General features: G+C 67.6%; 30 protein-coding genes. 16 read left to right on the forward strand and 14 right to left on the reverse strand.

Annotated elements, in window-relative coordinates; all coding sequences use genetic code 11:
* Nucleotide 1 precedes the first annotated feature (1 nt).
* Nucleotides 2-1525 (reverse strand): aldehyde dehydrogenase family protein, encoded by a 1524-nt coding sequence (locus tag AB0I35_RS09675; protein WP_357395361.1) that lies wholly within the window; start codon nt 1523-1525, stop codon nt 2-4.
* Nucleotides 1526-1638: 113 nt separating this feature from the next.
* Here AB0I35_RS09675 and AB0I35_RS09680 point away from each other — a divergent pair, with 113 nt between their 5' ends.
* The 3 genes from AB0I35_RS09680 (at nt 1639) to AB0I35_RS09690 (ending at nt 3812) form a co-directional block, all read left to right on the forward strand.
* Nucleotides 1639-2091: an Lrp/AsnC family transcriptional regulator gene (locus AB0I35_RS09680; RefSeq protein WP_067490712.1), complete on the forward strand. Its 453-nt coding sequence runs from the start codon at nt 1639-1641 to the stop codon at nt 2089-2091.
* Nucleotides 2092-2155: 64 nt separating this feature from the next.
* The gene (gene lat / locus AB0I35_RS09685) at nt 2156-3496 is read left to right on the forward strand and encodes an L-lysine 6-transaminase (RefSeq protein WP_357395362.1); all 1341 of its coding nucleotides are present in this window, start codon (nt 2156-2158) and stop codon (nt 3494-3496) included.
* Nucleotides 3497-3617: 121 nt separating this feature from the next.
* Entirely contained in the window at nt 3618-3812 is a 195-nt protein-coding gene (locus AB0I35_RS09690; protein WP_357146943.1) for a hypothetical protein, read from the forward strand.
* A gap of 22 nt (nt 3813-3834) precedes the next feature.
* On the opposite strand, the gene AB0I35_RS09695 is transcribed toward AB0I35_RS09690, so the two are convergent.
* From AB0I35_RS09695 to AB0I35_RS09715, 5 genes are all read right to left on the reverse strand, one after another.
* Nucleotides 3835-4191, reverse strand: a complete 357-nt coding sequence (locus tag AB0I35_RS09695; RefSeq protein ID WP_357395363.1) for a hypothetical protein — start codon at nt 4189-4191, stop codon at nt 3835-3837.
* 21 nt (nt 4192-4212) lie between these two features.
* A complete protein-coding gene (locus AB0I35_RS09700) occupies nt 4213-5457 on the reverse strand; it encodes a DoxX family protein (protein ID WP_357395364.1) in 1245 nt (414 codons plus the stop codon).
* 228 nt (nt 5458-5685) lie between these two features.
* Nucleotides 5686-6654, reverse strand: a complete 969-nt coding sequence (locus tag AB0I35_RS09705; protein ID WP_357395365.1) for a patatin family protein — start codon at nt 6652-6654, stop codon at nt 5686-5688.
* A gap of 143 nt (nt 6655-6797) precedes the next feature.
* The gene (locus AB0I35_RS09710) at nt 6798-8597 is read right to left on the reverse strand and encodes an acetyl/propionyl/methylcrotonyl-CoA carboxylase subunit alpha (RefSeq protein ID WP_357395366.1); all 1800 of its coding nucleotides are present in this window, start codon (nt 8595-8597) and stop codon (nt 6798-6800) included.
* Between the two features lie 185 nt (nt 8598-8782).
* Nucleotides 8783-9664, reverse strand: coding sequence for a sulfurtransferase (locus tag AB0I35_RS09715; protein WP_357395367.1), 882 nt, complete (start codon nt 9662-9664; stop codon nt 8783-8785).
* 150 nt (nt 9665-9814) lie between these two features.
* Between AB0I35_RS09715 and AB0I35_RS09720 the strand changes: the two genes are divergently transcribed.
* On the forward strand, nt 9815-10621 hold the full coding sequence (locus tag AB0I35_RS09720) for a transcriptional regulator (RefSeq protein WP_357395368.1): 807 nt from the start codon (nt 9815-9817) through the stop codon (nt 10619-10621).
* Here AB0I35_RS09720 and AB0I35_RS09725 read toward each other — a convergent pair.
* The 3 genes from AB0I35_RS09725 to AB0I35_RS09735 form a co-directional block, all read right to left on the reverse strand.
* The gene (locus tag AB0I35_RS09725; protein ID WP_357395369.1) at nt 10547-11182 is read right to left on the reverse strand and encodes a nucleoside triphosphate pyrophosphatase; all 636 of its coding nucleotides are present in this window, start codon (nt 11180-11182) and stop codon (nt 10547-10549) included. The two genes, AB0I35_RS09720 and AB0I35_RS09725, sit on opposite strands and share 75 nt — an antisense overlap.
* Nucleotides 11183-11184: 2 nt before the next feature.
* Nucleotides 11185-11514 carry an acyl-CoA carboxylase epsilon subunit gene (locus tag AB0I35_RS09730; RefSeq protein ID WP_357395370.1) on the reverse strand — a complete coding sequence of 110 codons (330 nt, stop codon included), beginning with the start codon at nt 11512-11514 and terminating at the stop codon, nt 11185-11187.
* Nucleotides 11515-11643: 129 nt separating this feature from the next.
* The gene (locus AB0I35_RS09735; protein WP_067641427.1) at nt 11644-13284 is read right to left on the reverse strand and encodes an acyl-CoA carboxylase subunit beta; all 1641 of its coding nucleotides are present in this window, start codon (nt 13282-13284) and stop codon (nt 11644-11646) included.
* Nucleotides 13285-13407: 123 nt separating this feature from the next.
* Between AB0I35_RS09735 and AB0I35_RS09740 the strand changes: the two genes are divergently transcribed.
* On the forward strand, nt 13408-14205 hold the full coding sequence (locus AB0I35_RS09740; protein WP_357395372.1) for a biotin--[acetyl-CoA-carboxylase] ligase: 798 nt from the start codon (nt 13408-13410) through the stop codon (nt 14203-14205).
* Between the two features lie 147 nt (nt 14206-14352).
* Here the strand turns inward: AB0I35_RS09740 and AB0I35_RS09745 are convergent, their stop codons facing one another.
* On the reverse strand, nt 14353-15321 hold the full coding sequence (locus AB0I35_RS09745) for an acyl-ACP desaturase (RefSeq protein ID WP_357395373.1): 969 nt from the start codon (nt 15319-15321) through the stop codon (nt 14353-14355).
* Nucleotides 15322-15448: 127 nt separating this feature from the next.
* On the opposite strand from AB0I35_RS09745, the gene AB0I35_RS09750 reads away from it, so the two are divergent.
* The 3 genes from AB0I35_RS09750 to AB0I35_RS09760 are packed head-to-tail and all read left to right on the forward strand — an operon-like array spanning nt 15449 to nt 18017.
* Entirely contained in the window at nt 15449-15982 is a 534-nt protein-coding gene (locus AB0I35_RS09750) for a PH domain-containing protein (protein WP_357395374.1), read from the forward strand.
* A gap of 31 nt (nt 15983-16013) precedes the next feature.
* Nucleotides 16014-16703 (forward strand): response regulator transcription factor, encoded by a 690-nt coding sequence (locus AB0I35_RS09755; protein WP_067490653.1) that lies wholly within the window; start codon nt 16014-16016, stop codon nt 16701-16703.
* A gap of 6 nt (nt 16704-16709) precedes the next feature.
* Nucleotides 16710-18017: a HAMP domain-containing sensor histidine kinase gene (locus AB0I35_RS09760; protein ID WP_357395375.1), complete on the forward strand. Its 1308-nt coding sequence runs from the start codon at nt 16710-16712 to the stop codon at nt 18015-18017.
* 18 nt (nt 18018-18035) lie between these two features.
* On the opposite strand, the gene AB0I35_RS09765 is transcribed toward AB0I35_RS09760, so the two are convergent.
* Nucleotides 18036-18578, reverse strand: coding sequence for a GtrA family protein (locus AB0I35_RS09765; protein WP_357395377.1), 543 nt, complete (start codon nt 18576-18578; stop codon nt 18036-18038).
* A 39-nt stretch (nt 18579-18617) separates the two neighbouring features.
* Here AB0I35_RS09765 and AB0I35_RS09770 point away from each other — a divergent pair, with 39 nt between their 5' ends.
* From AB0I35_RS09770 to AB0I35_RS09800, 7 genes are all read left to right on the forward strand, one after another.
* Complete coding sequence (locus AB0I35_RS09770) at nt 18618-19841, forward strand: 5-(carboxyamino)imidazole ribonucleotide synthase (protein ID WP_357395378.1); 1224 nt, start codon at nt 18618-18620, stop codon at nt 19839-19841.
* Nucleotides 19842-19978: 137 nt separating this feature from the next.
* The gene (purE, locus tag AB0I35_RS09775; RefSeq protein WP_357395380.1) at nt 19979-20485 is read left to right on the forward strand and encodes a 5-(carboxyamino)imidazole ribonucleotide mutase; all 507 of its coding nucleotides are present in this window, start codon (nt 19979-19981) and stop codon (nt 20483-20485) included.
* 53 nt (nt 20486-20538) lie between these two features.
* The gene (locus tag AB0I35_RS09780) at nt 20539-20814 is read left to right on the forward strand and encodes a hypothetical protein (RefSeq protein ID WP_357395381.1); all 276 of its coding nucleotides are present in this window, start codon (nt 20539-20541) and stop codon (nt 20812-20814) included.
* A complete protein-coding gene (locus tag AB0I35_RS09785) occupies nt 20811-21119 on the forward strand; it encodes a type II toxin-antitoxin system PemK/MazF family toxin (protein WP_357395382.1) in 309 nt (102 codons plus the stop codon). Before AB0I35_RS09780 ends, AB0I35_RS09785 begins: the two co-directional genes overlap by 4 nt.
* A 54-nt stretch (nt 21120-21173) precedes the next feature.
* Nucleotides 21174-21416, forward strand: a complete 243-nt coding sequence (locus AB0I35_RS09790) for a hypothetical protein (RefSeq protein WP_357395383.1) — start codon at nt 21174-21176, stop codon at nt 21414-21416.
* A 62-nt stretch (nt 21417-21478) separates the two neighbouring features.
* Entirely contained in the window at nt 21479-22138 is a 660-nt protein-coding gene (locus AB0I35_RS09795) for a TetR family transcriptional regulator (RefSeq protein ID WP_357146907.1), read from the forward strand.
* A gap of 170 nt (nt 22139-22308) precedes the next feature.
* Nucleotides 22309-23466: an acyl-CoA dehydrogenase gene (locus tag AB0I35_RS09800; RefSeq protein WP_181697534.1), complete on the forward strand. Its 1158-nt coding sequence runs from the start codon at nt 22309-22311 to the stop codon at nt 23464-23466.
* A 51-nt stretch (nt 23467-23517) separates the two neighbouring features.
* Here AB0I35_RS09800 and AB0I35_RS09805 read toward each other — a convergent pair whose 3' ends face one another.
* The gene (locus AB0I35_RS09805) at nt 23518-24456 is read right to left on the reverse strand and encodes a hypothetical protein (RefSeq protein ID WP_357395384.1); all 939 of its coding nucleotides are present in this window, start codon (nt 24454-24456) and stop codon (nt 23518-23520) included.
* A 5-nt stretch (nt 24457-24461) separates the two neighbouring features.
* A complete protein-coding gene (locus AB0I35_RS09810) occupies nt 24462-24830 on the reverse strand; it encodes a hypothetical protein (protein WP_357395385.1) in 369 nt (122 codons plus the stop codon).
* Between the two features lie 266 nt (nt 24831-25096).
* Here AB0I35_RS09810 and AB0I35_RS09815 point away from each other — a divergent pair, with 266 nt between their 5' ends.
* Nucleotides 25097-25765: a hypothetical protein gene (locus AB0I35_RS09815; RefSeq protein ID WP_357395386.1), complete on the forward strand. Its 669-nt coding sequence runs from the start codon at nt 25097-25099 to the stop codon at nt 25763-25765.
* Nucleotides 25766-25769: 4 nt separating this feature from the next.
* Here the strand turns inward: AB0I35_RS09815 and AB0I35_RS09820 are convergent, their stop codons facing one another.
* Nucleotides 25770-26054, reverse strand: a complete 285-nt coding sequence (locus AB0I35_RS09820) for a GNAT family N-acetyltransferase (protein WP_067490634.1) — start codon at nt 26052-26054, stop codon at nt 25770-25772.
* Nucleotides 26055-26066: the final 12 nt, after the last annotated feature.

The raw sequence follows: 26066 nt of genomic DNA on the forward strand, positions 1-26066 counted from the left end.
ATCAGCCGAAATGGATGCCCTGGGCGAGTGGTAGTTCGGTGGAGTAGTTGATCGTGTTGGTCGCTCGCCGCATGTAGGCCTTCCAGGAGTCGGACCCGGATTCGCGCCCACCGCCGGTGTTCTTCTCCCCGCCGAACGCGCCGCCGATCTCCGCGCCGGAGGTGCCGATGTTGACATTGGCGATGCCGCAATCGGATCCGGCGATGAACTGTTCGGCTTCGCGCTGGTCGAGTGTGAAGATGGCTGAGGAAAGGCCCTGGGTCACACCGTTGTTCAGTGCGATGGCCTCATCGAGGTCGTCGTAGGTGAGCACGTACAGGATCGGTGCGAAGGTCTCCTCGCGCACCAGTTCGGTCTGCGCGGGCATCCGCACCAGCGCGGGTCGCACGTAGTACGCCTCCGACCCGATCAGCTCCACCCGCTCACCGCCGCAGACGATTTCGCCACCCTCGTCCTTCGCGCGCAGCAGCGCCGCCTGCATCGCGGTGTAGGCACGTTCATTGATGAGCGGGCCGACGAGCACACCGTCGTCGAGTGGATTGCCCACGGGCAATTGGCTGTACGCCGACGACAGCCGCTCCACGAGCTGATCGGTGATCGAACGGTGCACGATCAACCGGCGCAGCGTGGTGCATCGCTGACCCGCCGTGCCCGCCGCCGCGAACACGATCCCCCGCACCGCCAGCTCCAGATCGGCACTCGGCGCCACGATCGCGGCATTGTTGCCGCCGAGCTCGAGCAGGCACCGCCCGAACCTGGCCGCCACCCGTGGCGCGACGATGCCACCCATCCGCACCGACCCGGTCGCGCTCAGCAGCGCCACCCGTGGGTCGTCGACGAGTGCCTCACCGACGGTGGCGTCACCCTGGACCAGCTGGTGCACTTGCGGATCCGCGCCCACCTCGAGCGCGGCCCGGCGCAGCAGCGTGTGACAGGCCAGTGCGGTGAGCGGGGTCGTCTCCGACGGCTTCCACACCACCGTGTCACCACAGACCAGCGCGATGGCGGTGTTCCACGCCCACACCGCGAGCGGGAAGTTGAACGCCGAGATCACCCCGACCACCCCCAGCGGATGCCAGGTCTCCATGAGCCGATGCCCGGGCCGCTCCGACGGCATGGTCGCACCGTAGAGCTGACGCGACAGGCCGATCGCGAACTCGCAGACGTCGATCATCTCCTGCACCTCGCCGAGTGCTTCGGCGCCGATCTTGCCCGCCTCGAGCGTGACCAGCTCGGCCAGCTCGTCCTGATGGGCGACCAGCAACGCCGACAATCTGCGCACCAGCGCCGCGCGCACCGGGGCGGGTACCGTGCGCCACGATTCGAACGCGCCGGCCGCGCGACCGATCGCGGCATCCACGTCGGCCGTGGTGTCGGGAGTGAGCGGGAGCAGGACACCGCCGGAGATCGGGGTGCGCGCGAGCAGGACGCCCGGCTCGGGCACGTCGGCGCCGAGGCCGTGCAGCAGGGCCCTCGCGCGCAGCGAGAGCTGTTCGGAGAAATGCTCGGTCACGGTGTGCGTCATCACTGTTCACCTTCTGCTGTTGGTACGACTCACGGAAAAGTTCGCTCGGATTTCGGAGGAGAACAGAAAGAAGTCTTCCCCGCGCAACCCCCGGCCTGCGTTAGCCTTCGCTGATGGCGGATACACCGGCTAGACCCCAGCTCGACGACATCGACCGGCTCCTGATCAGAGAGCTGATGAACGACGGGCGCGCCACCCTGTCGAATCTGGCGGAGAAGGCCAGCCTCTCGGTGTCGGCGGTGCAGTCGCGGGTGCGCAGGCTCGAGGCGCGCGGCGTGATCCGCGGATATACGGCCAACGTCGACCCCGAAGCGCTCGGGCACCTGTTGTCGGCATTCGTCGCGATCACTCCTCTCGACCCGTCCCAGCCCGATGACGCGCCCGCGTTGCTGCAGCACGTTCCCGGCATCGAGGCGTGCCACTCGGTGGCGGGCGAGGAGAGCTACGTCCTGCTGGTTCGGGTGGCCTCACCCCGGCATCTCGAACAGCTGCTGCAGGAGATCCGGGCCACCGCCAACGTACGGACGCGCAGCACCATCATCCTGCAGACATTCTACGACAGGTAACGATTCTTCGTAATTAATCCGCTATTCCGTGGATGTCCCGTAAATAGTTGCGTACCCTCGGGTCGTGACCATCGAACTGGAGCGCCCCGGCGCGGCGGTCACCCCCGCCAACCGGGTCCACGAAATCCTGTCCTCGCACATCCTCGCGGACGGCTTCGACCTTGTGCTCGACCTGCACAAGTCCCATGGCCGCACGCTCATCGACGAACGCGACGGCACCGCCTATCTCGACATGTTCGGCTTCTTCGCCTCCAACGCCCTCGGCATGAACCATCCGGCGCTGGCCCGCGACGAGCGCTTCCGCGCCGAACTGGCCACCGCCGCGGTGAACAAGCCGAGTAATTCCGACGTCTACACCGTCGAGATGGCCCGCTTCGTCGACACTTTCGCCCGCGTGCTCGGTGATCCGCGGCTACCGCACCTGTTCTTCGTCGACGGTGGTGCGCTCGCGGTGGAGAACGCGCTCAAGGTGGCCTTCGACTGGAAGAGCAGGCACAACGAATCACACGGTCGCTCACCGGAACTCGGCACCCAGGTGCTGCACCTGACCGGCGCCTTCCACGGGCGCAGCGGCTACACCATGTCGCTGACGAACACCGATCCGGTCAAGACCGCGCGCTTCCCCAAGTTCGACTGGCCACGCCTGGACACCCCGCATACCTTCGCGGGCGATGACCTCGACGCGCTCGAAGCCGAAACCCTCGCGCAGGCCGCCCGCGCGTTCGCCGACCGTCCGCACGACATCGCCTGCTTCATCGCCGAACCCATTCAGGGTGAGGGTGGTGACCGGCATCTGCGGCCGCGGTTCCTGGCCGCGATGCAGCGGTTGTGTCACGACAACGACGCCTTGTTCGTCCTCGACGAGGTGCAGACCGGCGTCGGGCTCACCGGAACCACCTGGGCCTACCAGCAATTGGACGTCGCGCCCGATGTGGTGGCGTTCGGGAAGAAGACCCAGGTCTGCGGCATCATGGCGGGCGGCCGGGTCGACGAGGTTCCCGACAATGTCTTCCGGGTGAGTTCGCGGCTGAACTCCACCTGGGGCGGCAACCTCACCGACATGGTGCGTGCCCGACGCATTCTCGAAGTGCTGGAGCAGGATCGGCTGATCGACAAGGTCGGCCACCTCGGCCGGTACCTGCTCGGTCAGCTCGGTCAGCTCGCCGCCGCGCACCCGGAGAAGGTGAGCGAGGTGCGTGGGCGCGGGCTGATGTGCGCGATCACCCTTGCCACGCCGCAACTGCGGGACCGGGTGGTGACGGCCCTGCGCGAACGCGAGCACGTGCTGCTGCTCGGGACCGGTGCACGCGGTATCCGGTTCCGGCCTGCGCTCACCGTTACCGAGGAGGAACTGGGCAAGGTGGTAGACGCCCTCGACCGGGTACTCGCGACCATCGTGGAGTGATGGCAAACCTGTTGGGAGAAACCCGATTCGGTGCGTCCGGGTATTTGACCGAACGGTCAGATATGCCAGACTCGTCATCCGAGCGAACAACTCGATCGACAACTACCGAACAGGACTCTCGATGAAAAAGCTCGTTGCTGTCAGCGCTGTGATCGCCGGCCTCGCCCTCCCCGTCACGACCGCGAACGCGGCCACCGCACCCGACATCGCCCCCGCCGCGACCCAGGTCGGGTCCTCGACGGGCGACATCTTCTCGGCGGTATGCGAATTCCTCAACGGCGGCTGGGCCGGCCGGCCCAAGCCCTGCATCTACTGACGAGACCCGACACCGGAGGGGCTCAGCCCAATTCGGGGCTGAGCCGCGGGGTGAGGGCGAGGGCACCTGCGACGAAACGGGTCACCGATTCGACGCCGGTGGCCAGGGCGTCGGCGAATCCGTCGCGCGCCCAGCCGGTGATCAGGGCGGTGCCGTCCGCGTCGGGGGTGACGCCGATCTCGGCGATCATCTCCGCCGTGGTCGGCACGCACACCGCCCACGACAGATGCGATTCGTCTGCCCAGCCGTTGTCGCGGCGGGCGATGTAATCGGGGTCGACGATGCCCGCTTCGGCGAGCGCGGGCCGGTCATCGATCCGTTCGTCGGCGCGCAGTGCGCGCAGATACCAGGAGCCTGCGTTGATCTCGATCGGTTCCACGGGCCGAGCCTAGCGGGGGAGTCACCGGTAGTACGGCGTGGCCTGAACCCAGTGGAAGCCGCGTGAGACGACCGGGAACTGGTCGAGGTCGACCTGGTCGAGCCGCATCCGCACCCGGCGGCCACCGAGCTCGCCCGTGAGGATCAGCTGATCCTCCTGTGGCCGAGAGTAAGTGAAGGTCACGATGGTCCACTGGTGGGTGGTGTCCTTGGACAAGGTGACGGTCTGCTTGCCGGTGTCGACGCGGGCGGGGAAGGACACCAGCGAATCGTCGAGTCGCTGGGCGGTCATGCCCTGCGGGATGTCGAAGATGATGCGGCGGAACCGTTCGGTCGCGCTCGGCATACCGGTTGCCGGTGTGTCGAAGTCGACCAGTGCGGGCGCCTGCTCGCCGTCGACCGAATATTCGGTGACATTCCAGATTCCGTAGAGCGGCGACTTCGGCCGGGCGTTGCCGTAGGTGTGCCAGCCGTCGTAGGCCTCGACCGCCGTGGCCACGAGGAACCACAGCCCGAGCAGGGCCTGAGCACCGAGCATCGAGCGGTTGCCACGCGGTGAGGTGAGCAGGGTGGTCGGCGGGCTCGGCTCGACGGCGCCGCCGAGCAGGGCCCGGACCAGTCGGGCCAGATCAGGTGCCGCGAGAAGCGTCGCGTACAGCAGCAATTGGAGCGCGAACAGCTTCACCGGCACATCGAAGGTGAGGTTCATCAACACCACCTGCAGCGCGACGATCACCGCGAGCACCGACCCGAGCCCGGCGGTGAGCGGCAGGATCAGCAGCACCGCCGCCGTCACCTCGGCCGCCCCGAGGGCCATCTCGTACGGTTCCGACAGCGACGACTGCGCCCACAGCACGGCCATCGGGCTCATGTGCCCGAACGGTTCGACCAGCCGCTCCAGGTTGAACGACATCTGGGTCGGCATCAGCTTGATCATCCCGTACAGCATCAGCGCGCTCACCAGCGTGAACCGCACCAGCAACCGGAACCAGCCGTACAGGCGGGCATAGTCGAGGCGCCGCCGGTCGAGTACCGACCACAGCGCGGTCACCGGAACCGCGACCAGGATCAGGGTGAAGACGCTGATCCACTTGGCGGCTGTGTCGCCACTACCGGTGACCGTGTAGTCGACCCGGACATCGAACAACTGGGTGCCCACCCAGTCCGTGAGCGGGTGCAGCGCAGTCCATTTGCCGATCTCGGCCACCACCTGCTGCGGAAGGCCGAGCGTGCGCAGCAGCGCGTGCAGCAGCCACGCGCCGGCCATCCCGATTCCGACGGTGACGAACGTGAACCGGAACAGGACCCGGACTGCCGGATGCCACGCCCGCTCCTCCGGCTCTTCATGACCAAGCGGATTCCACCAGCGGTCGAGCCAGCACCTGCGTACCCATCCCGGTCTCCTCTGCTCGTGCCCTCGCCGGTGAGACGCTAAGGGAGCGGGCAGAACTGGGAAATCCGGCAAAATCGGTGCCCCGGAGTTCCGGGGGTCGCCTCAGGCCGGGCTCGGCCGCTCACCGAGCAGGGCGTGGACGGCGGCGCGGCCGAGGTCGAGGGCCTGGGTGAGCAGGGTGGTGTCGCGGGCGGCGCTGTCGACCGGTGGGGCATCGGCCGGGGGATGCACCTGCAGTACCCGGACACCGAGGCCGGCGAGATAGCTGTCCTCCACCGCCTGCTGACCGGGTCGCGCCGACCACGCGCGGAAAGCGCCGGGCGCGACCGCACGCAGATATCCGCCGCCGACCACCCGGTGCACGAGGGGAGCGGGCGGACGTAGTTCCCCGGTTCGTCGCGTGCGCAGGACGAGGGCATGGGTTGCGCCCGCGCTCACCGCGCTTCGGATCGGCACGGTCTCGGAGAGACCACCGTCGAAATAGCTGCGGCCGGCCAGCTCCACCGGCGGGCCCGCGAGCAACGGCAATCCCGCCGACGCGCGCAGAGCCGTGAGCAGGGTCGGCTTGTCGACGATGAACGGTGCGAGATCGACCGGCTGCCCGGTGCGGGTATCGGTGGCGATCGGATGGAAGCTGGTCGGATTGGCGAGAATCGCCGGGAAGTCCATCGGCTCGATCCCGTCGTACACCCGGTGCACCAGGTAGTGCAGGTCGAAAACCGGTCGCCCGCGCACGATCCGTACCGGGTCGACCACTCGCCGCATGATGGTGCGATCCGTCCACGACCGCATCCCCGACGCGGCCCGCCCGCACAGCAGCCACGCCCCGTTGATCGCTCCGGCCGACGTGCCGTACACCGCGTCGAACACCGCCGACAGCCCGAGTTCCTCGAGCGCCTGCACCATGCCGCTGGAATACACCCCCCGGCTGCCGCCACCCTCCATCACCAGGGCGAGACGGTGGCCGTCGTCGCGATGCCCGGCGGCCTGCCTGCCGCGAATCACCTCGGCGACCGGCACCGGATCCGGTGCGGCTGAGAAGTCCGGTTCGATGTGCGCACTGCTGGTCACCCGACCCACAGTACGACAGGCCTCGGACGCGGCGCCCGGCCGCGACCGCGATCTTCGCCGCCCGTTCACTCAGGGCAATCGCCCCTGAACGCGAACGGACGCCGGTCTACAAGAGACCGGCGTCCGTTCGCGAACAGATCCTGTTACTTGATCTCGGCCAGGACGGTGCCCTGAGTGATGGCGGCACCCGCCTCGACGGCCAGCCCGGTGACCACACCGGCCTTGTGCGCGTTGACCGGGTTCTCCATCTTCATGGCCTCGAGTACCACGATCAGGTCACCTGCCTCGACGGTCTGACCCTCTTCGACGGCGACCTTCACCACGGTGCCCTGCATGGGCGCGGTCACCGCGTCACCGGAAGCGGCACCGGCCCCGGCACCACCACGCTTGCGCGCCTTGGGCTTCTTGCGGACCACACCGTTACCGGCCGCACCGGCCGCGCCGCCACCGAGGGAGAACTGACCGGGCAGCGACACCTCGACGCGACGGCCACCGACCTCGACGACGACCTTCTGCCGGGGCAGTTCCTCGTCGTCGTCGGCCGGGGCACCGCCGCCGGTGTACGGCTCGACGGTGTTGTTCCACTCGTTCTCGATCCACTTGGTGTAGACGTCGAACTTCTCGCCGTCGCCGATGAACGCCGGGTCCTCGACGATCGCGCGGTGGAACGGGATGACCGTCGCCAGACCCTCGACCTCGTACTCGGCCAGCGCGCGACGGGCGCGCTGCAGCGCCTGCTCGCGGTTCTCACCGGTGACGATCAGCTTGGCCAGCATCGAGTCGAACTGACCGCCGATGACGCTGCCTGCCACCACACCGGAATCCACGCGCACGCCGGGGCCCGAGGGCTCGCGGTACACGTTGACCGGGCCGGGTGCGGGCAGGAAGCCGCGACCGGCGTCCTCACCGTTGATGCGGAACTCGAAGGAGTGACCACGCGGGGCGGGGTCCTCGGTGATGCTCAGCTCGTGACCCTCGGCGATGCGGAACTGCTGGCGCACCAGGTCGATACCCGCGGTCTCCTCGGTGACCGGGTGCTCCACCTGCAGGCGGGTGTTCACCTCGAGGAACGACACGGTCTCGCCCTGCACCAGGTACTCCACGGTGCCCGCGCCGTAGTAGCCGGCCTCGCGGCAGATGCGCTTGGCGGAGTCGTGGATCTTGGCGCGGACCTCGTCGGACAGGAACGGCGCGGGCGCCTCCTCGACGAGCTTCTGGAAGCGGCGCTGCAGCGAGCAGTCACGGGTACCGGCGACGACGACGTTGCCGTGCTGGTCGGCGATGACCTGGGCCTCGACGTGGCGCGCCTTGTCGAGGTACTGCTCGACGAAGCACTCACCACGGCCGAAGGCGGCGACGGCCTCACGGGTGGCCGACTCGAACAGCTCGGGGATCTCCTCGATGGTGTGGGCGACCTTCATGCCGCGGCCACCACCACCGAAGGCCGCCTTGATCGCGACCGGGACGCCGTATTCCTTGGCGAACGCGACGACCTCGTCGGCGTTCTTGACCGGGTCCTTGGTGCCCGCGGCCATCGGGGCCTGCGCGCGCTCGGCGATGTGGCGGGCGGTGACCTTGTCACCCAGGTCGCGGATCGACTGCGGCGAGGGGCCGATCCAGATGAGCCCGGCGTCGATGACGGCCTGGGCGAAGTCGGCGTTCTCGGAGAGGAAGCCGTAGCCGGGGTGGATCGCGTCGGCGCCGGACTTGGCGGCGGCGTCGAGGATCTTGTCGAACACGAGGTACGACTCGGCCGAGGTCTGGCCACCGAGGGCGAACGCCTCGTCGGCGAGCTTCACGAAGGGAGCGTCGGCATCGGGCTCGGCGTACACCGCGACGCTGGTGATCCCCGCGTCCTTGGCAGCCCGGATCACGCGGACCGCGATCTCGCCGCGGTTAGCTACGAGTACCTTCGTGATCCGTGCGCTGGCATGGCTGGGCACTGAGCCTCCTGTGTGCAATCTTTGGTCGCTTCGGACGGGTCACCGTGTGGGCCCCGCGCCCGGTATCGACAACTTTCGTCTCGGGCGAGTGTAGGCAGTGTGCCAATTCGCCCCGAACTCGGCTAGCCCTACTGTTCAGTAGGTCGTAGGTCACACTACGCGGCGCGCCGACCTGTGAACCCGTTTCAATTCCGCTGATCGACGGTGCCCGGTTCGTCGCCCGCGGCGATCGGCAGGCGAACCGAGTTGCCCCATTCGATCCACGAGCCGTCGTAATTGCGCACCGACCTGCGGCCGAGCAGGAAGGTCAGGACGAACCAGGTGTGGCTGGAGCGTTCGCCGACCCGGCTGTAGACCACGAGATCCTCGGCGGGCAGGGCGCCGTAGACCTCGTCGAGTTCGGCGCGCGAACGGAATCTTCCATCGGGTGAGCAGGCAAGTGTCCACGGGATGTTAACGGCTGTTGGCACATGACCCGCCCGTTGCGTTTCCGGTTCCTTGTCGCCGCCTGTCTCACCCGCGTACTCCTGCGGCGAGCGCACGTCCACCAGCGGGCGACCCAGACGCGCGAGCACCTCCTCGCGGAACGCGCGGGCGGTCCCGTCGTCACGCTCGACCGCCGGGTAGTCGCTGCGCTCGGAAACGGGCGGGTCGAAGGTGGTGTCGCGTTCCTCGGAGATCCAGGCGTCGCGGCCGCCGTCGAGCAGGCGCACGTCCTCGTGGCCGAACAGGGTGAAGATCCAGGCGGTGTGCGCGGCTTGGGCATTACCGCGATCGCCATAAATCACCACGGTGTCCTCGCGCCGGATACCCTTGGCGCGCATCAGTTCGGTGAATCGGTGACCATCGATGTAATCGCGGGTCACCGGGTCGCTCAGATCACCACGCCAATCGATCTTGACCGCGCCGGGCACATGTCCGATGTCGTAGAGAAGAATGTCGTCGTTGGATTCGATGACCTTCACACCGGGCACCCCGATGTTTGCGGACAGCCATTCGGTGGTTACCAATCGATGCGGGACTGCGTAGGAACCGTAGGCGGGGTGCGGATCCGGGGCGACGGGCACAGTGTGGTCCTTCACGCGAGAGTTGGGCGGGTGCGGCAGTGTCGAGGCCGTAGCCGATGGTATGTCTGTGGTGGCACATCACGAATCGACGCAATGGGCGAATAAAGCGCAGAGCTGTCCGATAAAGTCTCTGGAGAGGAGGGGTGAGCTATGTCCGATTCATGGCCGCGACGGCGACTGCTCGCGATCCTACGTGGCGCCACCGAGCCCCTCGATGCCCAGGAACTGGCCCGCATCACCGGACAGCACGTCACCACCGTCCGTTTCCATCTCGACGTTCTCACCCGCGAATCGCTCGTGCGCCAGTTCCAGCAACCCCCGCGCGGACGTGGCCGACCTCGCATCGGTTATCGCGCGGTGCAGCGGTCGGTCGGCTATCAGGAACTGGCACAGGTGCTCGCCGACCACCTCGGACCCGATCCGCTCAGCCGCTCCGCCGCCGCCATCGAGGCGGGCCGCGCCTGGGGTCGTCGCATGGATATCGGCTCCCATCAGGTGGAAACCCTCGCCGACGCCCGTGACATCACCATGTCGCTGATGTCGGAACTCGGCTTCGCGCCGGAGAAGGACCCGGTCGGCGAGACCGACGAGCACGTCGGGATCAATCTCACCGCCTGCCCGCTGCGCGAACTGGCACGCTCACACGCCGAAGTGGTGTGCGGAGTGCACGTGGGTCTGATGCGCGAAGTGCTGGAACGCAATGGTGCGCGCGGCCGGGTGGAGGTGCGGCTGCACCCGTTCACCGAACCGGAACTGTGCCGTGCCAGGCTGGAACTCACCCTCGGTGCGGAAGCCGTCGAGCAGGCGGCCGAGGAGCACGGCGAGCGGCCCGCCCGGTCGGCAATCGGCGAGGACCAGGCCGGTCAGCGCATGATCACGCCGTCAGGACCGCGCGTCCCGCCACAGTTGCGTGACACCGACGCCGACGTCTTCGAGCAGCCTGCGCAGCAGTGGTAGCCCGATTCCGATGACACTCGACGGATCACCCTCGATCCGGTCGACGAACCAGCCGCCGAGACCGTCGAGCGTGAACGCGCCCGCCACCTGCAGCGGTTCGCCGGTGGCGATGTAGGCCTCGAGTTCGTCCGGACCTGGTTTGGCGAAATGCACGGTGGTGGAACTGCATTCGGCCGATTCGGCGACGATCTCGCCGTCGCGCAGGCGGAGTACACAGTGACCGGTGAGCAGATCGGCACTGCGCCCGGCCATGCTCGCCCAGCGCTCGCGCGCCACCTCGGGGGTGTGCGGTTTGCCTTGCAGCCGCCCGTCCACGAGCAGCATGGAATCGCAGCCGACGACGACACAGTCGGCGGCGAGTTCGGGAATGGAGCCGGCCACGTCGAGCGCCTTGGCACGGGCCAGGGCGACAACGACATCGTCGGCGGACGTATCAGCGGGAAGCGCGCCCGAGACCGCGTCCTCGTCCACGCCGGAGACGCGGACGACGGGATCGATACCCGCCGTCCGGAGCACCCCGAGCCGGGCGGGGGACGCGGAGGCCAAGACCAGCCGGGTCACCCTCAGCGCAGGTGCGACAGCAGCGGGTACACGTACGGCGAGAACGGGGACGAACCCCGGTGCATCAGCGTCGCCTGACCCCAGCCGTCGACCGGCTGCGGCGCGGTCGGTGCCGGTGCGCTCGCGGCGGCGGCGCTGAACACCGCGACCAGCGCCGCGACGTCCTCGTCGGTGGGCGAGCCCTTGAGAATGCGCAACAGCGGCTCACCGGCGGGTTCTGCCGGGGCCTGGGCCAGCGTGTCGGTAGACAGTTCGACCTCGTCGACGACTGGTTCGACAGCGAGCTCGAGCTCGGCGGCGGTCAGCACGTCTTCTTCTGCCACAGTGGTCACAGTGCCAGATCCTTCCTGCGCGTACTTCGGTTCACGGCGCGGTGTCCGCGATCATTCCCGGTACAACAGCACCGGGCAATAGTTGATTTCCCCAACAAGTGTGCGCGGCACACGAGGAATATCGCGATTTCAGAGCGGAATGTTGCCGTGTTTCTTCGGGGGAAGGGTCACCATTTTGCGTTCGAGCAGTCGCAGCGCCGACACGATCTGGCCTCGCGTGTGCGACGGCGGGATGACCGCGTCGACGTAGCCACGCTCGGCGGCCACGTACGGGTTCACGAGGGTGTCCTCGTACTCGTTCTGCAGCTCGAGGCGCAAAGCGTCGACGTCGGCGCCGTTCTGGGCGGCCTCTGCCAGCTGTTTGCGGTAGACGAACCCGACGGCGCCCGAGGCGCCCATCACGGCGATCTGCGCGGTCGGCCACGCGAGGTTCACATCGGCACCCATGTGCTTGGAACCCATCACGTCGTAGGCACCGCCGTACGCCTTGCGGGTGATGATCGTGATCTTGCCCACAGTGGCCTCGCCGTAGGCGTAGAGCAGCTTGGCGCCGCGGCGGATGATGCCGTTGTATTCCTGGCCGGTGCCGGGCAGGAAGCCGGGTACGTCGACCAGGGTGATGATCGGGATGTTGAAGGCGTCGCAGGTGCGCACGAAGCGCGCGGCCTTCTCCGAGGCGTCGATGTCGAGGCAGCCGGCGAACTGGGTGGGCTGGTTGGCGACGATGCCGACGCTTCGCCCGTCGACCCGGCCGAAACCGACGATGATGTTCATCGCGCGCTCGGCCTGCACCTCGAGGAACTCGTCGTCGTCGAGCAGACGACGGATCACCTCGTGCATGTCGTAGGGCTGGTTCGGCGAATCCGGGATGATCGTGTCGAGCTCGAGATCCTCCTCGGTGAGCGAGTCCTCGATGGCGCCGAAGATCGGGTCGGTGGGCTCGGTGCGCGGTGCCTCGGCGCGGTTGTTGCTCGGCAGGTAGCTCAGCAGGTCCTTGACGTAGTCCAGCGCGTCCTGCTCGCCGGAGGCCACGTAGTGGGCGACGCCGGACTTCACCATGTGGGTGTGCGCGCCGCCGAGGTCTTCCATGCTGACCTCCTCACCGGTGACGGTCTTGATCACGTCGGGGCCGGTGACGAACATCTGCGAGGTCTGATCGACCATCACCACGAAGTCGGTGAGCGCGGGGGAGTACACGTGCCCACCGGCGGCGGCGCCCATGATCAGCGAGATCTGCGGGATCACGCCGGAGGCCTGCACATTGCGGTGGAAGATCTCGCCGTAGAGGCCGAGGGAGACGACGCCCTCCTGGATGCGCGCGCCCGCGCCCTCGTTGATACCGACCAGCGGACGACCGGTCTTGATCGCCAGGTCCATCACCTTGACGATCTTCTCGCCGTACACCTCGCCGAGGGAGCCTCCGAAGACGGTGACGTCCTGGGAGAACAGGCACACGTCGCGGCCGTCGATGGTGCCGTAACCGGTGACGACGCCGTCGCCGGTCGGGCGGTTGTTCTCGAGTCCGAAGTTCACGCTGCGGTGCTTGGCCAGGGCGTCGAGCTCCACGAAGGAGCCCTCGTCGACCAGTGCGAGGATGCGCTCGCGGGCGGTCATCTTGCCCTTGGCGTGCACCTTGTCGACGGCGGCCTCACCCATCGGGTGTTGCGCTTCTTCCAGCCGATTCCGCAGATCAGCCAGCTTCCCGGCGGTGGTGTGGATGTCGGGGGCGCCCGCCGATTCCGACGCGGGCTGCTGCTGGACACTCGTCATGGGTTGCGAGTGTAACGAGTGACACCGCCCCGCACTACGGCAGTACGCCTACCGGCCAGTACAGAAACCGCAGCTAGGTGTGGTGATGCCCCATAGCACGCGGCGACAGGTAGCGTGCCAGGAATGAACAGGGCACCGATCGACGCGCAACGTCTGCGCAGCTCTCTCGTCTCCCCGGCACCGGTGTTCTTCGACCGGATCGATGTCGTCGAATCGACCGGTTCGACCAATGCCGATCTGGTGGCCCGCGTGGCCGACCCCGCTGTCGACCGGCAGGCGCTGCTCGCCGAGGAGCAGGTCGCCGGGCGGGGTCGGCACGCCCGCGAGTGGGTGAGTCCGCCCCGGGCACAGATCTCGCTGTCGATCCTGGTCCGGTTGCCGGGAATCGACCCGGTGGCGCTTGGCTGGTTGCCGTTGCTCACCGGGATCGCGGTGGTCGACGCGTTGCGCGGCACGGCGGGTCTTTCGCCGGAATTGAAGTGGCCCAACGATGTTCTGCTCGACAATCGCAAGCTGGCAGGCATTCTCGCCGAGGTGGCGGCCACCGGTGTCGCACCCGCCGTGGTGGTCGGTGTCGGCATGAACGTCGACCTCGACGAATCGGAACTGCCCGTGCCGCACGCGACTTCGCTCGCGCTGGCCGGGGCGCGGACCACCGACCGCACCGTGCTGGCCGCCGCGATCCTCACCGAGTTCGCGCGCCGGTTCACCGAGTGGGAGCGGTCCGGTTGGGCCACCGACGACCTCGCCGCGGCCTACCGCGAGCGTTGCGCGACCATCGGGGTGGAGGTGCGGGCCGAGCTGCCGGGCGGGAAGGCGCTCACCGGTGTGGCGACCGATGTCGACAGCACCGGCCGACTGCTGATCGGTGATCAGGCGGTGTCGGCGGGCGATGTGACCCACCTGCGCGGACAGTACTGAGGCGGTTCGCCGCGCATAGTTCGGCCGAGGGCGCCGGGCCACGCTGCCGGGACGCGGCGCGGCAGCGGCGGCGCGCACCCGCCGGACAGGCACCGTGGTCGTCTTGCGACGGGTGCCTGACCGACGAGCCGAGCGGCCGTCCGGCGATCAGCGCGCGGCGGCGCCGACTCCCTTGCGATCGGCCACCTCGCGTTCGCGTGCCAGCAACCGGTCGCGCTGCTCCTCGAACTTGAGCACGTCCTTCTCGAGCTTGGCCAGGAACTGCGCCAGCTCGTCGCGCGCCGCTTCACCCTTGGGCCCGAAGTCGGTGCGGCCGAGAATGTTCCACTGCTTGAGCACCGGCAGCACCACCTCGTCGAGGTGCTGGCGCAGGTCGTAGATGCCGTGCTTGGCCATCAGCACGCCGTTGCGGCGCCAGTTCGGCATGCCCGCGCCGGGCATCTGGAAGTTGGTGAGCACCTTGGTGATCGCGGGCATCGCCTGATCGGGGACCAGGTCCAGGGCGGCCGCGCACAGGTTGCGGTAGAAGATCATGTGCAGGTTCTCGTCGGTGGCCACGCGCGCGAGCATGCGGTCGGCGACGGCGTCGTCGCAGACGCGGCCGGTGTTGCGGTGGCTCACCCGGGTGGCCAGCTCCTGGAACGTCACGTACGCGACATTGACCAGGAACCCGCCCCAGTTCGCCGGTGCGTGGGCGCCCTGGGTCATGTGGATCATCCTGGCGTTCTCCAGCGCGACCGGGTCGACCCCTCGGGTCACGACCAGATAGTCGCGGATGACGATGCCGTGCCGGTTCTCCTCGGCGGTCCAGCGACCGACCCAGGTACCCCAGGCGCCGTCCTGGGAGAAATTCTCGGCGATCTCCCGGTGATAAGAGGGCAGGTTGTCCTCGGTGAGCAGGTTGGTGATCATCGCCGCCTTGGCGACATCGGTGAGCTTGGATTGTTCCGGCTCCCAATCGATTCCGCCCATCGCGGCGAAATTGCGCCCCTCGTCCCACGGCACGTAGTCGTGCGGGTGCCAGTCCTTGGCGATGGACAGGTGCCGGTTCAGATTCTGTTCGGCGACGGGTTCGAGAGCGGTGAGGATTTCGAGCTGAGTCAGAGCTTTGGTCATGCGAGCCTCCACTGTCGTTGTCGAGCAAGGAGAAATGGGCAAAACCTGGCTTCTAGCGCGGAATCCACAGTATCGCCTCCGCCGTGGCATCGAGAAATGCACCGTCATCGCGCGGTACTGTGCGCATATGGGTTACCCGGAGGATGTCCTCGCGCCCGACGAGCAGCTGATCCTGCACCGCCACCCGCACTGGAAGATGTTGGTCTGGCCGATCATCACGCTCATCGTCGCCACCGCCCTGGCCGGTTTCCTCGGCGGGCTGGCCTGGCGCAACACCACCGGGCACGTGCGAACCGTGCTGCTGGTGCTCATCGGCCTGATCTGGTTCGGGATCATCGCCTGGCGGGTGATCGCGCGGGTGATCGCTTGGAAATCAACGCATTTCATCGTCACCCAGCGGCGGGTGCTCGTGCGTGAGGGCGTGCTCACCCACACCGGTATCGACATCCCGCTCAGCCGTATCTCCAGCGTGCAGTTCAGTCACGGCGTCTTCGACCGGCTGCTCGGCACCGGCACCCTGATCATCGGGTCGTCGTCGGAGGAGCCGCTCGAATACGACGACATCCCCCAGGTGCAGCAGGTGCACTCGCTGCTCTACCACCAGGTTTTCGAGGCGGGCCGCTCGCCGAACGATCAGCACTGGGGCGGCGGCTACCGGTGAGTCGCGGGTCCAGACCACTTAACCTGGGCACATGACCGCAGTACTTCTGGCCGAGGACGACGAGGCGATCGCCGCACCCCTGTCGCGCGCACTGGGGCGTGAGGGCTACACCGTCACCGTCGAACGCTTCGGCCCGGCGGTGCTGCGCCGCGCTCTCGAAGGCAATCACGACCTGCTGATCCTCGACCTCGGCCTGCCCGGAATGGACGGGCTGGAGGTGTGCAGGCAGGTACGCGCGGGCGGCGCCGACATCGCGGTGCTGATGCTCACCGCACGCACCGACGAGGTCGACTTCGTCGTCGGGCTCGACGCGGGCGCCGACGACTACGTCGGCAAACCGTTCCGCCTCGCCGAACTGCTCGCCCGCGTGCGAGCTCTGTTGCGGCGCAGCGGAATCGGTGACGACGCGGTGGAGGTCGGCGGCATCCGCCTGGAACCGGCGGCGCGCCGCGTGCTGGTGAACGGGGCCGAGGTGAACCTGGCCAACAAGGAGTACGAGCTGCTCAAGGTGCTCATCGACCGGGCCGGTCAGGTGGTCGGCCGCGAGACGATCCTGCGCGAGGTGTGGGGCGATGCCGACCTGCGCGGTTCCAAGACCCTCGACATGCACATGTCCTGGCTGCGCCGCAAGATCGGCGACGAGGGCCCGATGGCCGAGCGGCGCATCGTCACCGTGCGCGGGGTCGGCTTTCGCCTCAACACCGACACGCACCGGAGCTGACGGGTAGTGCGTCGTCGCATCTTGCGGTCGATCCTCACCGTCCTCACCATCACCACGGTGGTGCTGGGTGTACCGCTGATCTACACCGCCTGGCTCTGGGTGGAGGACATCACCCGCAACGATCTGCAGAGCAGGCTGGAACGCATCGCGGCCGAGGTGATCGCCCAGGAACAGGTCGACGGCTTCGTTCACGACGGCCTGGACGTGCGCGCCATCCGGGCGCTGGTGCCCGAGGGCGGCAGGCTCACCGTCGTCTACCCCACGCCGACCGACAATGCCGCGCGCACCGACATCGGTGTCGAGCAAATCGACGATCCACTGGTGGAGTCTCTGTCGATGGGCACTTCGGCGTCGTTGCGGCTCGAGGTGCCCGCCGGACCCATGCACGCCCGCCAGGAGCAGGCCGTCGCCGCAGTGGCGCTGGCCGTGCTCGCCTCGCTCGGCGCGGCGTTCTCGGTGGCCGTGGTGACCGCGCGCCGCGTCGCCGATCCGCTGCGCGATGTGGCCGCCCGCGCGGCCCGGCTGGCGATGGGCGACTTCCGGCCCGACCCCCGCAGGCACGGCATCGCCGAACTCGACCGGGTCTCCGATGTGCTCGACTCGGCGACCGTCGAGATCGCGGGCCGGCTGCAACGTGAGCACGCGTTGGTCGCCGATGTTTCCCACCAGCTGCGCAGCCGTCTGACGGCCGTGCGGTTGCGTTTGGACGAGCTGTCGACCCACAACGATCCTGAGGTCGTGCACGAGGCGGAGGAGGCCATGGCGCAGGTCGACCGGCTCACCGACGCCATCGACGACCTGGTTCGCGCCTCCCGCTCCGAGGACGCCGCCGATCGCGACCCGGTGCCGGTGATGGCCGAGCTGCGCGGTGTGGTCGCCGAATGGACGCACCCGTTCCACGAGGCGGGCCGCGAACTGAGCCTGATCGGCGACGAATCGCTGCGCGCGCCGATCACCGGTTCGCGGTTGCGTGAGGCGGTCGCGGTGCTGGTCGACAACGCCCTCATGCACGGCGGCGGCACCTGCACGGTGTCGGTGCGCACGGTCCCCACGATGAGTTCGCGCGATCCACTGGTCTGTGTCGAGGTGGCCGACGAGGGCGAAGGCATTCGCGACGAAATGGCCCCGCACATCTTCGACCGGGGTTTCTCGGCCGGTGGATCGACCGGTGTAGGGCTGGCGCTGGCGCGGGCGCTGGTGGAAGCCGACGGTGGCAGGCTCGAGCTGCAGCGTCGCCGTCCGGCGCTGTTCGCGGTCTTCCTCGGTTCCAAGGTCAACCGGTCGCAGAACTCGACGCTGACCGAACCGCGCTGAGTTACGAACCGCGCGTGCTCAGCTCTTGCCGAGCGGTTCTTCCTCGACGAGCTCTTCCAGTTCGGCGACGATCTCGTCCATCTCGTCGGGGAACACCCACCGCCGCATCGCCCAGAACCGGAACGCCATCTGCAGCAGATTGCCGATGACGAACGCGCTCACGAAGTCGGCGATGTTCTCGGCGAGGAAACTCACATTCGGTTGCCGCAGATCGAACACATAGCTCGAGATCCACAGCGGGATATTGCTCAGCACCACGCCGATGCCGCTGACACCGAAGAACAGCAACGCCTCGTGATGTTTCTCGCGGCCGCCGCGATTCTTGAACGACCATTCCCGGTTGAGCACATAGGACGCGATCACCGCGACCACGCCGGAAATGATCTTGGCGGTGACCGGCTTTTCCGACAGAACGGTCCATTTGAGCAGGTAGAACAGGCCGCTGTCGATCACGAACGTCGTCGCGCCGACGATGGCGAACTTGATCAGCTCTTTATGCCGGAGCGCGAGCTCGCGCAGGCGCGGGGGAAGGACGCTGACCACGTCGTCGACGATTGACACGAGTTCCGAGTGTACCGGTAGCAAAGATTCGCATTCGACATGACAACATTGCACGACGTGACTGCACGTTCGTTCGATCCGTCTGCCATGCCCACCGTCACGATGGTCGGTGGGGGCCAGCTCGCGCGCATGACGCACCAGGCCGCGATCGCCCTCGGCCAGCGTCTGCGGGTGCTCGCCGAGAACCCCGGCGACCCCGCCGCCCAGGTGAGTCCCGATGTCGTGCTCGGTAGCCACGACGACCTGTCTGCGCTGCGCACGGCCGCCAAGGGCGCACACGCGCTCACCTTCGACCACGAGCACGTGCCGACCGAGCACCTCGACGTGCTCGTCGCCGAGGGCGTGAACGTGGCGCCGCCGCCCCAGGCGCTGATCTTCGCCCAGGACAAGCTGGCGATGCGGACCAAGCTGTCCTCGCTCGGTCTGCCGGTGCCCGCGTTCGTCGAGGTCACCTCGCCCGCCGACGCCGTCGCCTTCGGTGACGAGCACGGCTGGCCGTTCGTACTCAAGGCCGTGCGCGGTGGGTACGACGGGCGCGGGGTGTGGATGCCCGCCGATGCCGAGGAGGCGACGGCGCTGGTCACCGACCAGCTCGCGCACGGTGTGCAACTGCTCGCCGAGGCGAAGGTCGACCTGAAGCGTGAGCTGTCGGCGATGGTCGCGCGTTCGCCGTTCGGGCAGGCGGCGACCTGGCCGGTCGTGGAGACCGTGCAGCGCAACGGTCAGTGCGCGGTCGTCATCGCGCCCGCACCCGATCTGCCCGAGGACACCGGTGCCCGCGCGGAGACGATGGCGCTCGAGCTGGCGGCCGGGCTCGGCGTCGTCGGTGTGATGGCGGTCGAACTGTTCGAGACCCACGACGGCGAACTGCTGGTCAACGAGCTCGCCATGCGCCCGCACAACTCCGGGCACTGGGGCATGGACGGCGCGCGGACCGGTCAGTTCGAGCAGCACCTGCGCGCGGTGCTCGACTACCCGCTCGGTGACACCACCCCCTTGGCGCCTGTCACGGTGATGGCGAACATTCTCGGCGCTGCCGAGGCGCCCGAGATGTCGATGGACGAACGGCTGCACCACCTGTTCGCCCGGCTGCCCGAGGCCAAGGTGCACCTCTACGGCAAGGGCGAGCGGGCCGACCGCAAGATCGGGCACATCAACATCCTCGGCGACGACGTGGCCGAGGTCCGTGAGCAGGCCGAGCGTGCGGCGCACTGGATGTCGCACGCGGTCTGGACCGACGGCTGGGACCCGCACGGCGAGTGAACCGCCGACCGGCGCACGCCGTATCCCGGCGTGCGCTCGGCCCGAGATCGACACGCGGGCACCGGCTTTCGGTGCCGGTGCGTGAAGCCCACCTGAACGACAACCCCGCGCACCGCACCTCCGCCGAAAGGAATCAGATGAGCACTACCGGACCCCAGGTCGGCCTGATCATGGGCAGCGACTCCGACTGGCCGACCATGGAAGCCGCCGCCGAGGCCCTCGCCGAGTTCGGTATCCGCTTCGAGGTAGGCGTCGTCTCCGCCCACCGCACCCCCCAGCGCATGCTCGACTACGCCCGCGAAGCAGCAGGCCGCGGCCTGAAAGTCATCATCGCGGGCGCGGGCGGCGCTGCCCACCTCCCCGGCATGGTCGCCTCCGCCACCCCCCTCCCCGTCATCGGCGTCCCCGTCCCCCTGAAATACCTCGACGGCATGGACTCCCTCCTCTCCATCGTCCAAATGCCCGCAGGCGTCCCCGTAGCCACCGTCTCCATCGGCGGCGCCCGCAACGCAGGCCTGCTCGCCGTCCGCATCCTCGCGTCCTCCGACGAATCCCTGCGCACCCGCATGGAACAGTTCCAAGCCGGCCTCGAAAAAATGGTCCTCGCCAAAGACGAAACCCTGCGCACCAAACTCCTGGGCTGATGCCACCGAGCTTCTGTTGCACGTCTGTTGCACAGGCGCGCTAACATTGGATCATGGACGTTGAAGCACGTAAACGCAGCTCGGCGCAGACCAGGCGTCGAGCTGTGAAGAAGTCCGACGCCAAAAATTCGACAACAGGGATCCGCTTCACCCAAGCCGACCAAGTTCTCGTCGAACGACTCACCAAACCGGGTGAAACCAAGGCTGACGTTATTCGGCGGGCCCTGCACGAACTCGAGCGCAGGGAGTGGCTCATCGCTGCCCAGCGGGAAGCGGAGCAGATCGACACAAGCGATGAGGACCTCGGCCGCGAGCCGGATGCCTGGTGATCCGCGCCGCGGTCCATCAGATAGACCTCGGCCAAGCCGACCGAGGTCATGAGCAGCGTGGCCGTCGTTACGGCGTGGTTCTCGGTGAAATAGATTGGTCGATGGTGACCGTGGTGCCGACCTCGACATCGGCGAAGGATTCGCGGTTTCGTCCGCGGATCGACTTGTTGGGCACCTCGACTCTGCTCCTCGTGGATCAGATGCGTTCTCTAGATGTTCGGTACGTCCGAGACATGGTGGCGTATCTGTCGCAGGATGAAATGGCACGTCTGGAGCGTGCCGTGAGTTTGTACTTGGGATTGTAGCCGACTGACGAGGCACGAACTCACACCGCAGCCGCCGAGACCTGGAGGAACCACATGGCTACCGATCTCTCGTTCTTCCGCTCGGAATCCGCGCAGAAGCTCAGGGCGCAAGGGCGGGCGGAGGGCGTCGCCATGGGGCGCGCCGAGGATGTGCTCATGGTGCTGCGGCACAGGGGTGTGGATGTCACCGATGCGGCCGCGGATCGCATTCGTGGCTGTCAGGACGAGGCGCGGTTGGCGACCTGGTTGCGCCGGGCGCTGGACGTGTCCTCGGTCGCCGACTTGTTCGGGGAGTGATCCGGCGACGTCTGTCGGTGTCGTGTGAGGTGACTGCGGGGCGGTGACTACGGTTGACGTCCGTGGCACAGGATGATGCGGCGCAGTTTCGGCTGACGGTGGTTGATCAGGCGTTGCGGTTGTTCGCCGAGCGGGGGTATGAGGCGACGACGGTCGACGAGATCGCGGTGGCGGCGGGGATTTCCCGGCGGACGTTCTTTCGGCAGTTCCGGTCGAAAGAGGACGTGATCTTCGCCGATCACGAGTTCCAGCTGGCTTCGGCGCAGGAGTTCCTGGCCGAGGTGCGGGGGGATCCGTGGGATGCGGTGTGCGAGGCCGTGATCGGGGTGTTCGAGCGGTTCACGCAGTGGCGCGATATCGCGGCGCGACGGTATCAGGTGGTGCGGCGGGTGCCCGCGTTGCGGGAGCGCGAGATCGTCACCGTGTTCCGATACGAGCGGTTGTTCACCGAGTTCCTGCGCGAACGGCTGCCGGAGACGCCGGACCTGGCGCGCATCCAGTTCACGGCCGCGGTGACCGCCACCCACAACTACCTGTTGCGGCGGATGGTGCGTGGCGAGCCGGGGGCGGCGGTGAGCGATCTGCGGACCGAACTCGCGCTGATTCCCCGGGGCAGGCGCGACGCGGCGGAGGGGGAGGAGCTGGTGGTCGCGGTGTTTCCGCGCGACATGCCGCCGCGCGAGCTGGCCGACCGGCTCACCGCGCGCCTCGGTAACCTGTGAGTCACCGGGCTCGCGACACCACACATAAGTGACACTCGGTGCCACGCCCATATCCCCATGTAGCGACAGAGTGCCCCGGGTATAATCCTCTGTGGATTGGCACTGCGTGCCGACGTAAGCCCGCTGTGCGAGGCGCAGCGAACACCACCAGAACCAGGAGTGTGCCTTCGATGGCTGGAAACCCCGATTTCGACCTGTTCAAGCTCGAGGACTTCCACGACGAGCTGCGCCACGCCATCCGCGGCCTGGCCGAGAAGGAGATCGCGCCCTACGCCAAGGACGTCGACGGCAACGCCCGGTTCCCCGAGGAGGCGCTCACCGCCCTCAACGCCGCCGGCTTCAACGCCGTGCATGTGCCTGAGGCCTACGGCGGCCAGGGCGCCGACTCGGTCGCCACCTGCATCGTGATCGAGGAAGTGGCCCGCGTCTGCGGTTCCTCCTCGCTGATCCCGGCCGTCAACAAGCTCGGCACCATGGGCCTGATCCTCAACGGCTCCGAGGAACTGAAGCAGAAGGTCCTCGGCGACCTGGTCGAGGGCAAGATGGCCTCGTACTGTCTGTCCGAGCGTGAGGCCGGCTCCGACGCCGCCTCCATGCGCACCCGCGCCAAGGCCGACGGTGACGACTGGATCATCAACGGCTCCAAGTGCTGGATCACCAACGGCGGCAAGTCCGAGTGGTACACCGTGATGGCCGTGACCGACGCCGACAAGGGCGCCAACGGCATCTCCGCGTTCATGGTGCACAAGGACGACGAGGGCTTCGTCGTCGGCCCGCTCGAGCACAAGCTCGGCATCAAGGGTTCGCCGACCGCCGAGCTGTACTTCGAGAACTGCCGCATCCCCGGCGACCGCATCATCGGCGAGCCCGGCACCGGCTTCAAGACCGCGCTGCAGACCCTCGACCACACCCGCCCGACCATCGGCGCGCAGGCCGTCGGCCTGGCCCAGGGCGCGCTCGACGCCACGATCGCCTACACCAAGGACCGCAAGCAGTTCGGCAAGTCCATCGCCGACTTCCAGAACACCCAGTTCATGATCGCCGACATGGCGATGAAGATCGAGGCCGCCCGCCTCATGGTCTACACCTCCGCGGCCCGCGCCGAGCGTGGTGAGAAGAACCTCGGCTTCATCTCCGCCGCCGCCAAGTGCTTCGCCTCGGACGTGGCCATGGAAGTCACCACCAACGCCGTCCAGCTCTTCGGCGGCGCCGGCTACACCACCGACTTCCCGGTGGAGCGCATGATGCGCGACGCCAAGATCACCCAGATCTACGAGGGCACCAACCAGATCCAGCGCCTCGTCATGAGCCGCCAGCTCCTGCGCTGATCCCTCAGCACGAACACCCCCGGCAGGATCCCTGCCGGGGGTGTTTCGTATTCATCTGCGGCCGAACAACTTTCGCCAGCCGGAACGGCGCGGCGCGACCTCGACGCTCACCCGCGCTCCTTCTGGCACGAACCTGGCCTGCTCGTGAACCTGGCCCGCGATCCCGACCGCGACGACGAAGTCGAGCACTTCTACGTTGTCGGCCGTCATCGCGCCGCCGAGGACGGGCGGATGACTGAAGTCGTAGACCTGATCGGCCGCCGAGGTGATGCCGCGGTCGACGAGTTCGGCGACGAGATCGGCGCGCAGCACCTGTGGGCCTTGCGACGGATCATTGAGGGCCGTCTCGCACTCCTGGAACGACGCCCACCTGCGGGTGAGCGTTCCCGAGATGATGTCCAGGAGCCACACGCCGTCCTCGTCGCCGAGGAAGACGTCGCCGAACAGCGTGGTGAACACCGGCCGCTTCCCGTCGACCCCGATCCACGCCCATTCCTCGAGCGCCACCGCCACCTTTTCGTCCGCTGGGCGGATCAACGTGGGCGTCCGGTCGGCCGTGTTGTGGCCGTGCGCTTCGGCGACGAGGTCGAGGAAGGTCCACACGTCGCCGACCGTGTAGGTCGTGGGCTCCATCGACCCGCCGAGGAACGGATACGGCGTCGGGATGTAGACCTGGCCGTCGCCGAGCGGTCCGAGCAGGGCACGGATTTCGGCGACGTGACCGGGCAGCATGACGTACTCCGCGAAGCCGGGGTCCCGGAGGACGGTGTCGGCGAATTCCCCCGGCCCCGAGAAGGTTCCGTAGCTCTTGGCCGCGGCCTTGAACGGATGCAGCACCGCGTACTCACCCGCCGCACTTGCCAAGAACACATGCCCGAGGTCGGAATACCCGACCACACAGTCGAACTGCGGGAACTCGGCGGCCCAGGTTGCCGCCACCGAACCCACCGCAACGGGCGGGATCAGCCGGAAACACTCCGTTTTGTCCACAGCGTTCACCGTCCGCCGAACATGCGTTGCCGGAGAGACCGTTTCGACGCCGTGGCGTGCCTGCGTGCCAGTGGGTCGTAGTCGTAGGCGGAACTGCACGCCCACGTCGCATCGGGGTTTTTCGACAGGTTGTACTGCACCCCGCGAAGGCCGGTGCCAGCGTAGTGGTGCATGGAGATCAGCTCCGTGAGCAGCGGGCTCAGCGAAGACCAGTCCTCTGAGGTGAACTGTGTGTCCGCCTGGCACCGGACATCGACCCGGTTGCCGTCGAGCCCGATGTCCACTATTGCCGTGGTCGCCTGTTCGTCCACCTGGCTCGCGACGACGTGCGCGACCTCCGTCTCGATGCGGAGCTGAGCCATCCAATCGATCATCGATCTCCGTCCAGAAAAATCGGGGTGACGGTTCGCCACCATCCGGTTCCTCGCCGGCCATCGAACGTTCCGCGCGGAGAGCAACCGAGGAGCATAGCTCTCGGTTCGGCGGCCTGCAATGACTCGTTCAGGAGACCCGAATGACATACGCGCCGTTTGGTAGTCGGCACAGCTCGTGACGGGTAGCCCTCCGTCGCGAGTTCGGTTCACTAGCGTGATCGCCCGAGTGGCCGGGAATGCGGCCGCGTGAGTCTCGAGGTGATGTGGTGCGACGTGACCGGATGGTTCGGTGGGTCGCGGTGCTGGGGGTAGGGGTGGCGTTGGCCGGGTGTGCGACCGAGGAGGCGCCGGGGATCGTGGCGCTGAAATCGTTGCCTCGGCTGGCCGAGTATCCGGCCGGGTATTCGCTGGTGGGCAAGCCGGCCAGGATCACCGCCGCCGAGGCGGGTACGGCGTTACCGCTCACCTTCACCGATGAGGTGTGCCGTCCGTTGATCGAGAATCCGATCGGCGCGGGGGCGCGCGAGTCGGTGGCTTCGAATACGAGCCCGGCGGTGTTCCTTGTCCAGATCGTCGAATCCGACTCGGCGGTGGCGGGTTTGACCGGCCTGGTGCAGCGGTGCGCGAACGTCGAGGCGCGCACCGGGGACCGCACCTTGAAGATGGCCGTGTCGACGGTGGCGGCGCCGGAAACGGTGGCCACGGAAGCCGTTGTCATCCGGACGAACGGGAATCAGGAGACGCGCGTCGAGGGCGCGCCGTCGGTGCAGACCCCGGTCGCCCAGCAGCGCGTGGTCGCCAGGGTCGGGAAGTACGTGGTGTCCGCGCTGGTGATGCTGTCCTCGATGCCGGAGCAGAGCCAGACCGCCGAGCTCGAGGTGCTGCGGCGGGTCTACGAGATCGCCGTGGACCAACTGGCCCGCGAGATCGGGTGAGCGCTCAGGGGACCAGTTCGGCGTATTCGGGGTGCTCGGCGATGTACTTCTCGACGTACCAGCAGGTGGGCACGACCTGGTAGCCGTTGGTCCGGGAGTCGTCGAGGCCGTATTTGACCACGTCGGCGGCGACCCCGCGGCCCCGGAACTCGGGGAAGGTCATGGTGTGGTGGAAGTCGCGGACCTTGGTGTCCTCACGTTCGGCGTAGTCGGCGTATCCCGCGAGGACATCGTCGAGGTAGATCTCGTAGCGGGTATCGGCGACGTTGTGCTCGAGCCTGGTGGTCATACCGGATGCTAA

It is taken from the genome of Nocardia sp. NPDC050378 (assembly GCF_040655675.1).
Classification (GTDB): Bacteria; Actinomycetota; Actinomycetes; order Mycobacteriales; family Mycobacteriaceae; genus Nocardia; species Nocardia coubleae.

Excerpts from the sequence above, each read along its gene's own strand:
- AB0I35_RS09675 (WP_357395361.1), bottom strand. The coding sequence starts at position 1,525 with ATGACGCACACCGTGACCGAGCATTTCTCCGAACAGCTCTCGCTGCGC.
- AB0I35_RS09680 (WP_067490712.1), top strand. The coding sequence starts at position 1,639 with ATGGCGGATACACCGGCTAGACCCCAGCTCGACGACATCGACCGGCTC.
- AB0I35_RS09690 (WP_357146943.1), top strand. The coding sequence starts at position 3,618 with ATGAAAAAGCTCGTTGCTGTCAGCGCTGTGATCGCCGGCCTCGCCCTC.
- AB0I35_RS09700 (WP_357395364.1), bottom strand. The coding sequence starts at position 5,457 with ATGGCCGGCGCGTGGCTGCTGCACGCGCTGCTGCGCACGCTCGGCCTT.
- AB0I35_RS09720 (WP_357395368.1), top strand. The coding sequence starts at position 9,815 with ATGTCCGATTCATGGCCGCGACGGCGACTGCTCGCGATCCTACGTGGC.
- AB0I35_RS09735 (WP_067641427.1), bottom strand. The coding sequence starts at position 13,284 with ATGACGAGTGTCCAGCAGCAGCCCGCGTCGGAATCGGCGGGCGCCCCC.
- AB0I35_RS09740 (WP_357395372.1), top strand. The coding sequence starts at position 13,408 with ATGAACAGGGCACCGATCGACGCGCAACGTCTGCGCAGCTCTCTCGTC.
- AB0I35_RS09745 (WP_357395373.1), bottom strand. The coding sequence starts at position 15,321 with ATGACCAAAGCTCTGACTCAGCTCGAAATCCTCACCGCTCTCGAACCC.
- AB0I35_RS09750 (WP_357395374.1), top strand. The coding sequence starts at position 15,449 with ATGGGTTACCCGGAGGATGTCCTCGCGCCCGACGAGCAGCTGATCCTG.
- AB0I35_RS09755 (WP_067490653.1), top strand. The coding sequence starts at position 16,014 with ATGACCGCAGTACTTCTGGCCGAGGACGACGAGGCGATCGCCGCACCC.
- AB0I35_RS09770 (WP_357395378.1), top strand. The coding sequence starts at position 18,618 with ATGACAACATTGCACGACGTGACTGCACGTTCGTTCGATCCGTCTGCC.
- purE (WP_357395380.1), top strand. The coding sequence starts at position 19,979 with ATGAGCACTACCGGACCCCAGGTCGGCCTGATCATGGGCAGCGACTCC.
- AB0I35_RS09780 (WP_357395381.1), top strand. The coding sequence starts at position 20,539 with ATGGACGTTGAAGCACGTAAACGCAGCTCGGCGCAGACCAGGCGTCGA.
- AB0I35_RS09790 (WP_357395383.1), top strand. The coding sequence starts at position 21,174 with ATGGCTACCGATCTCTCGTTCTTCCGCTCGGAATCCGCGCAGAAGCTC.
- AB0I35_RS09800 (WP_181697534.1), top strand. The coding sequence starts at position 22,309 with ATGGCTGGAAACCCCGATTTCGACCTGTTCAAGCTCGAGGACTTCCAC.
- AB0I35_RS09810 (WP_357395385.1), bottom strand. The coding sequence starts at position 24,830 with ATGATCGATTGGATGGCTCAGCTCCGCATCGAGACGGAGGTCGCGCAC.
- AB0I35_RS09820 (WP_067490634.1), bottom strand. The coding sequence starts at position 26,054 with ATGACCACCAGGCTCGAGCACAACGTCGCCGATACCCGCTACGAGATC.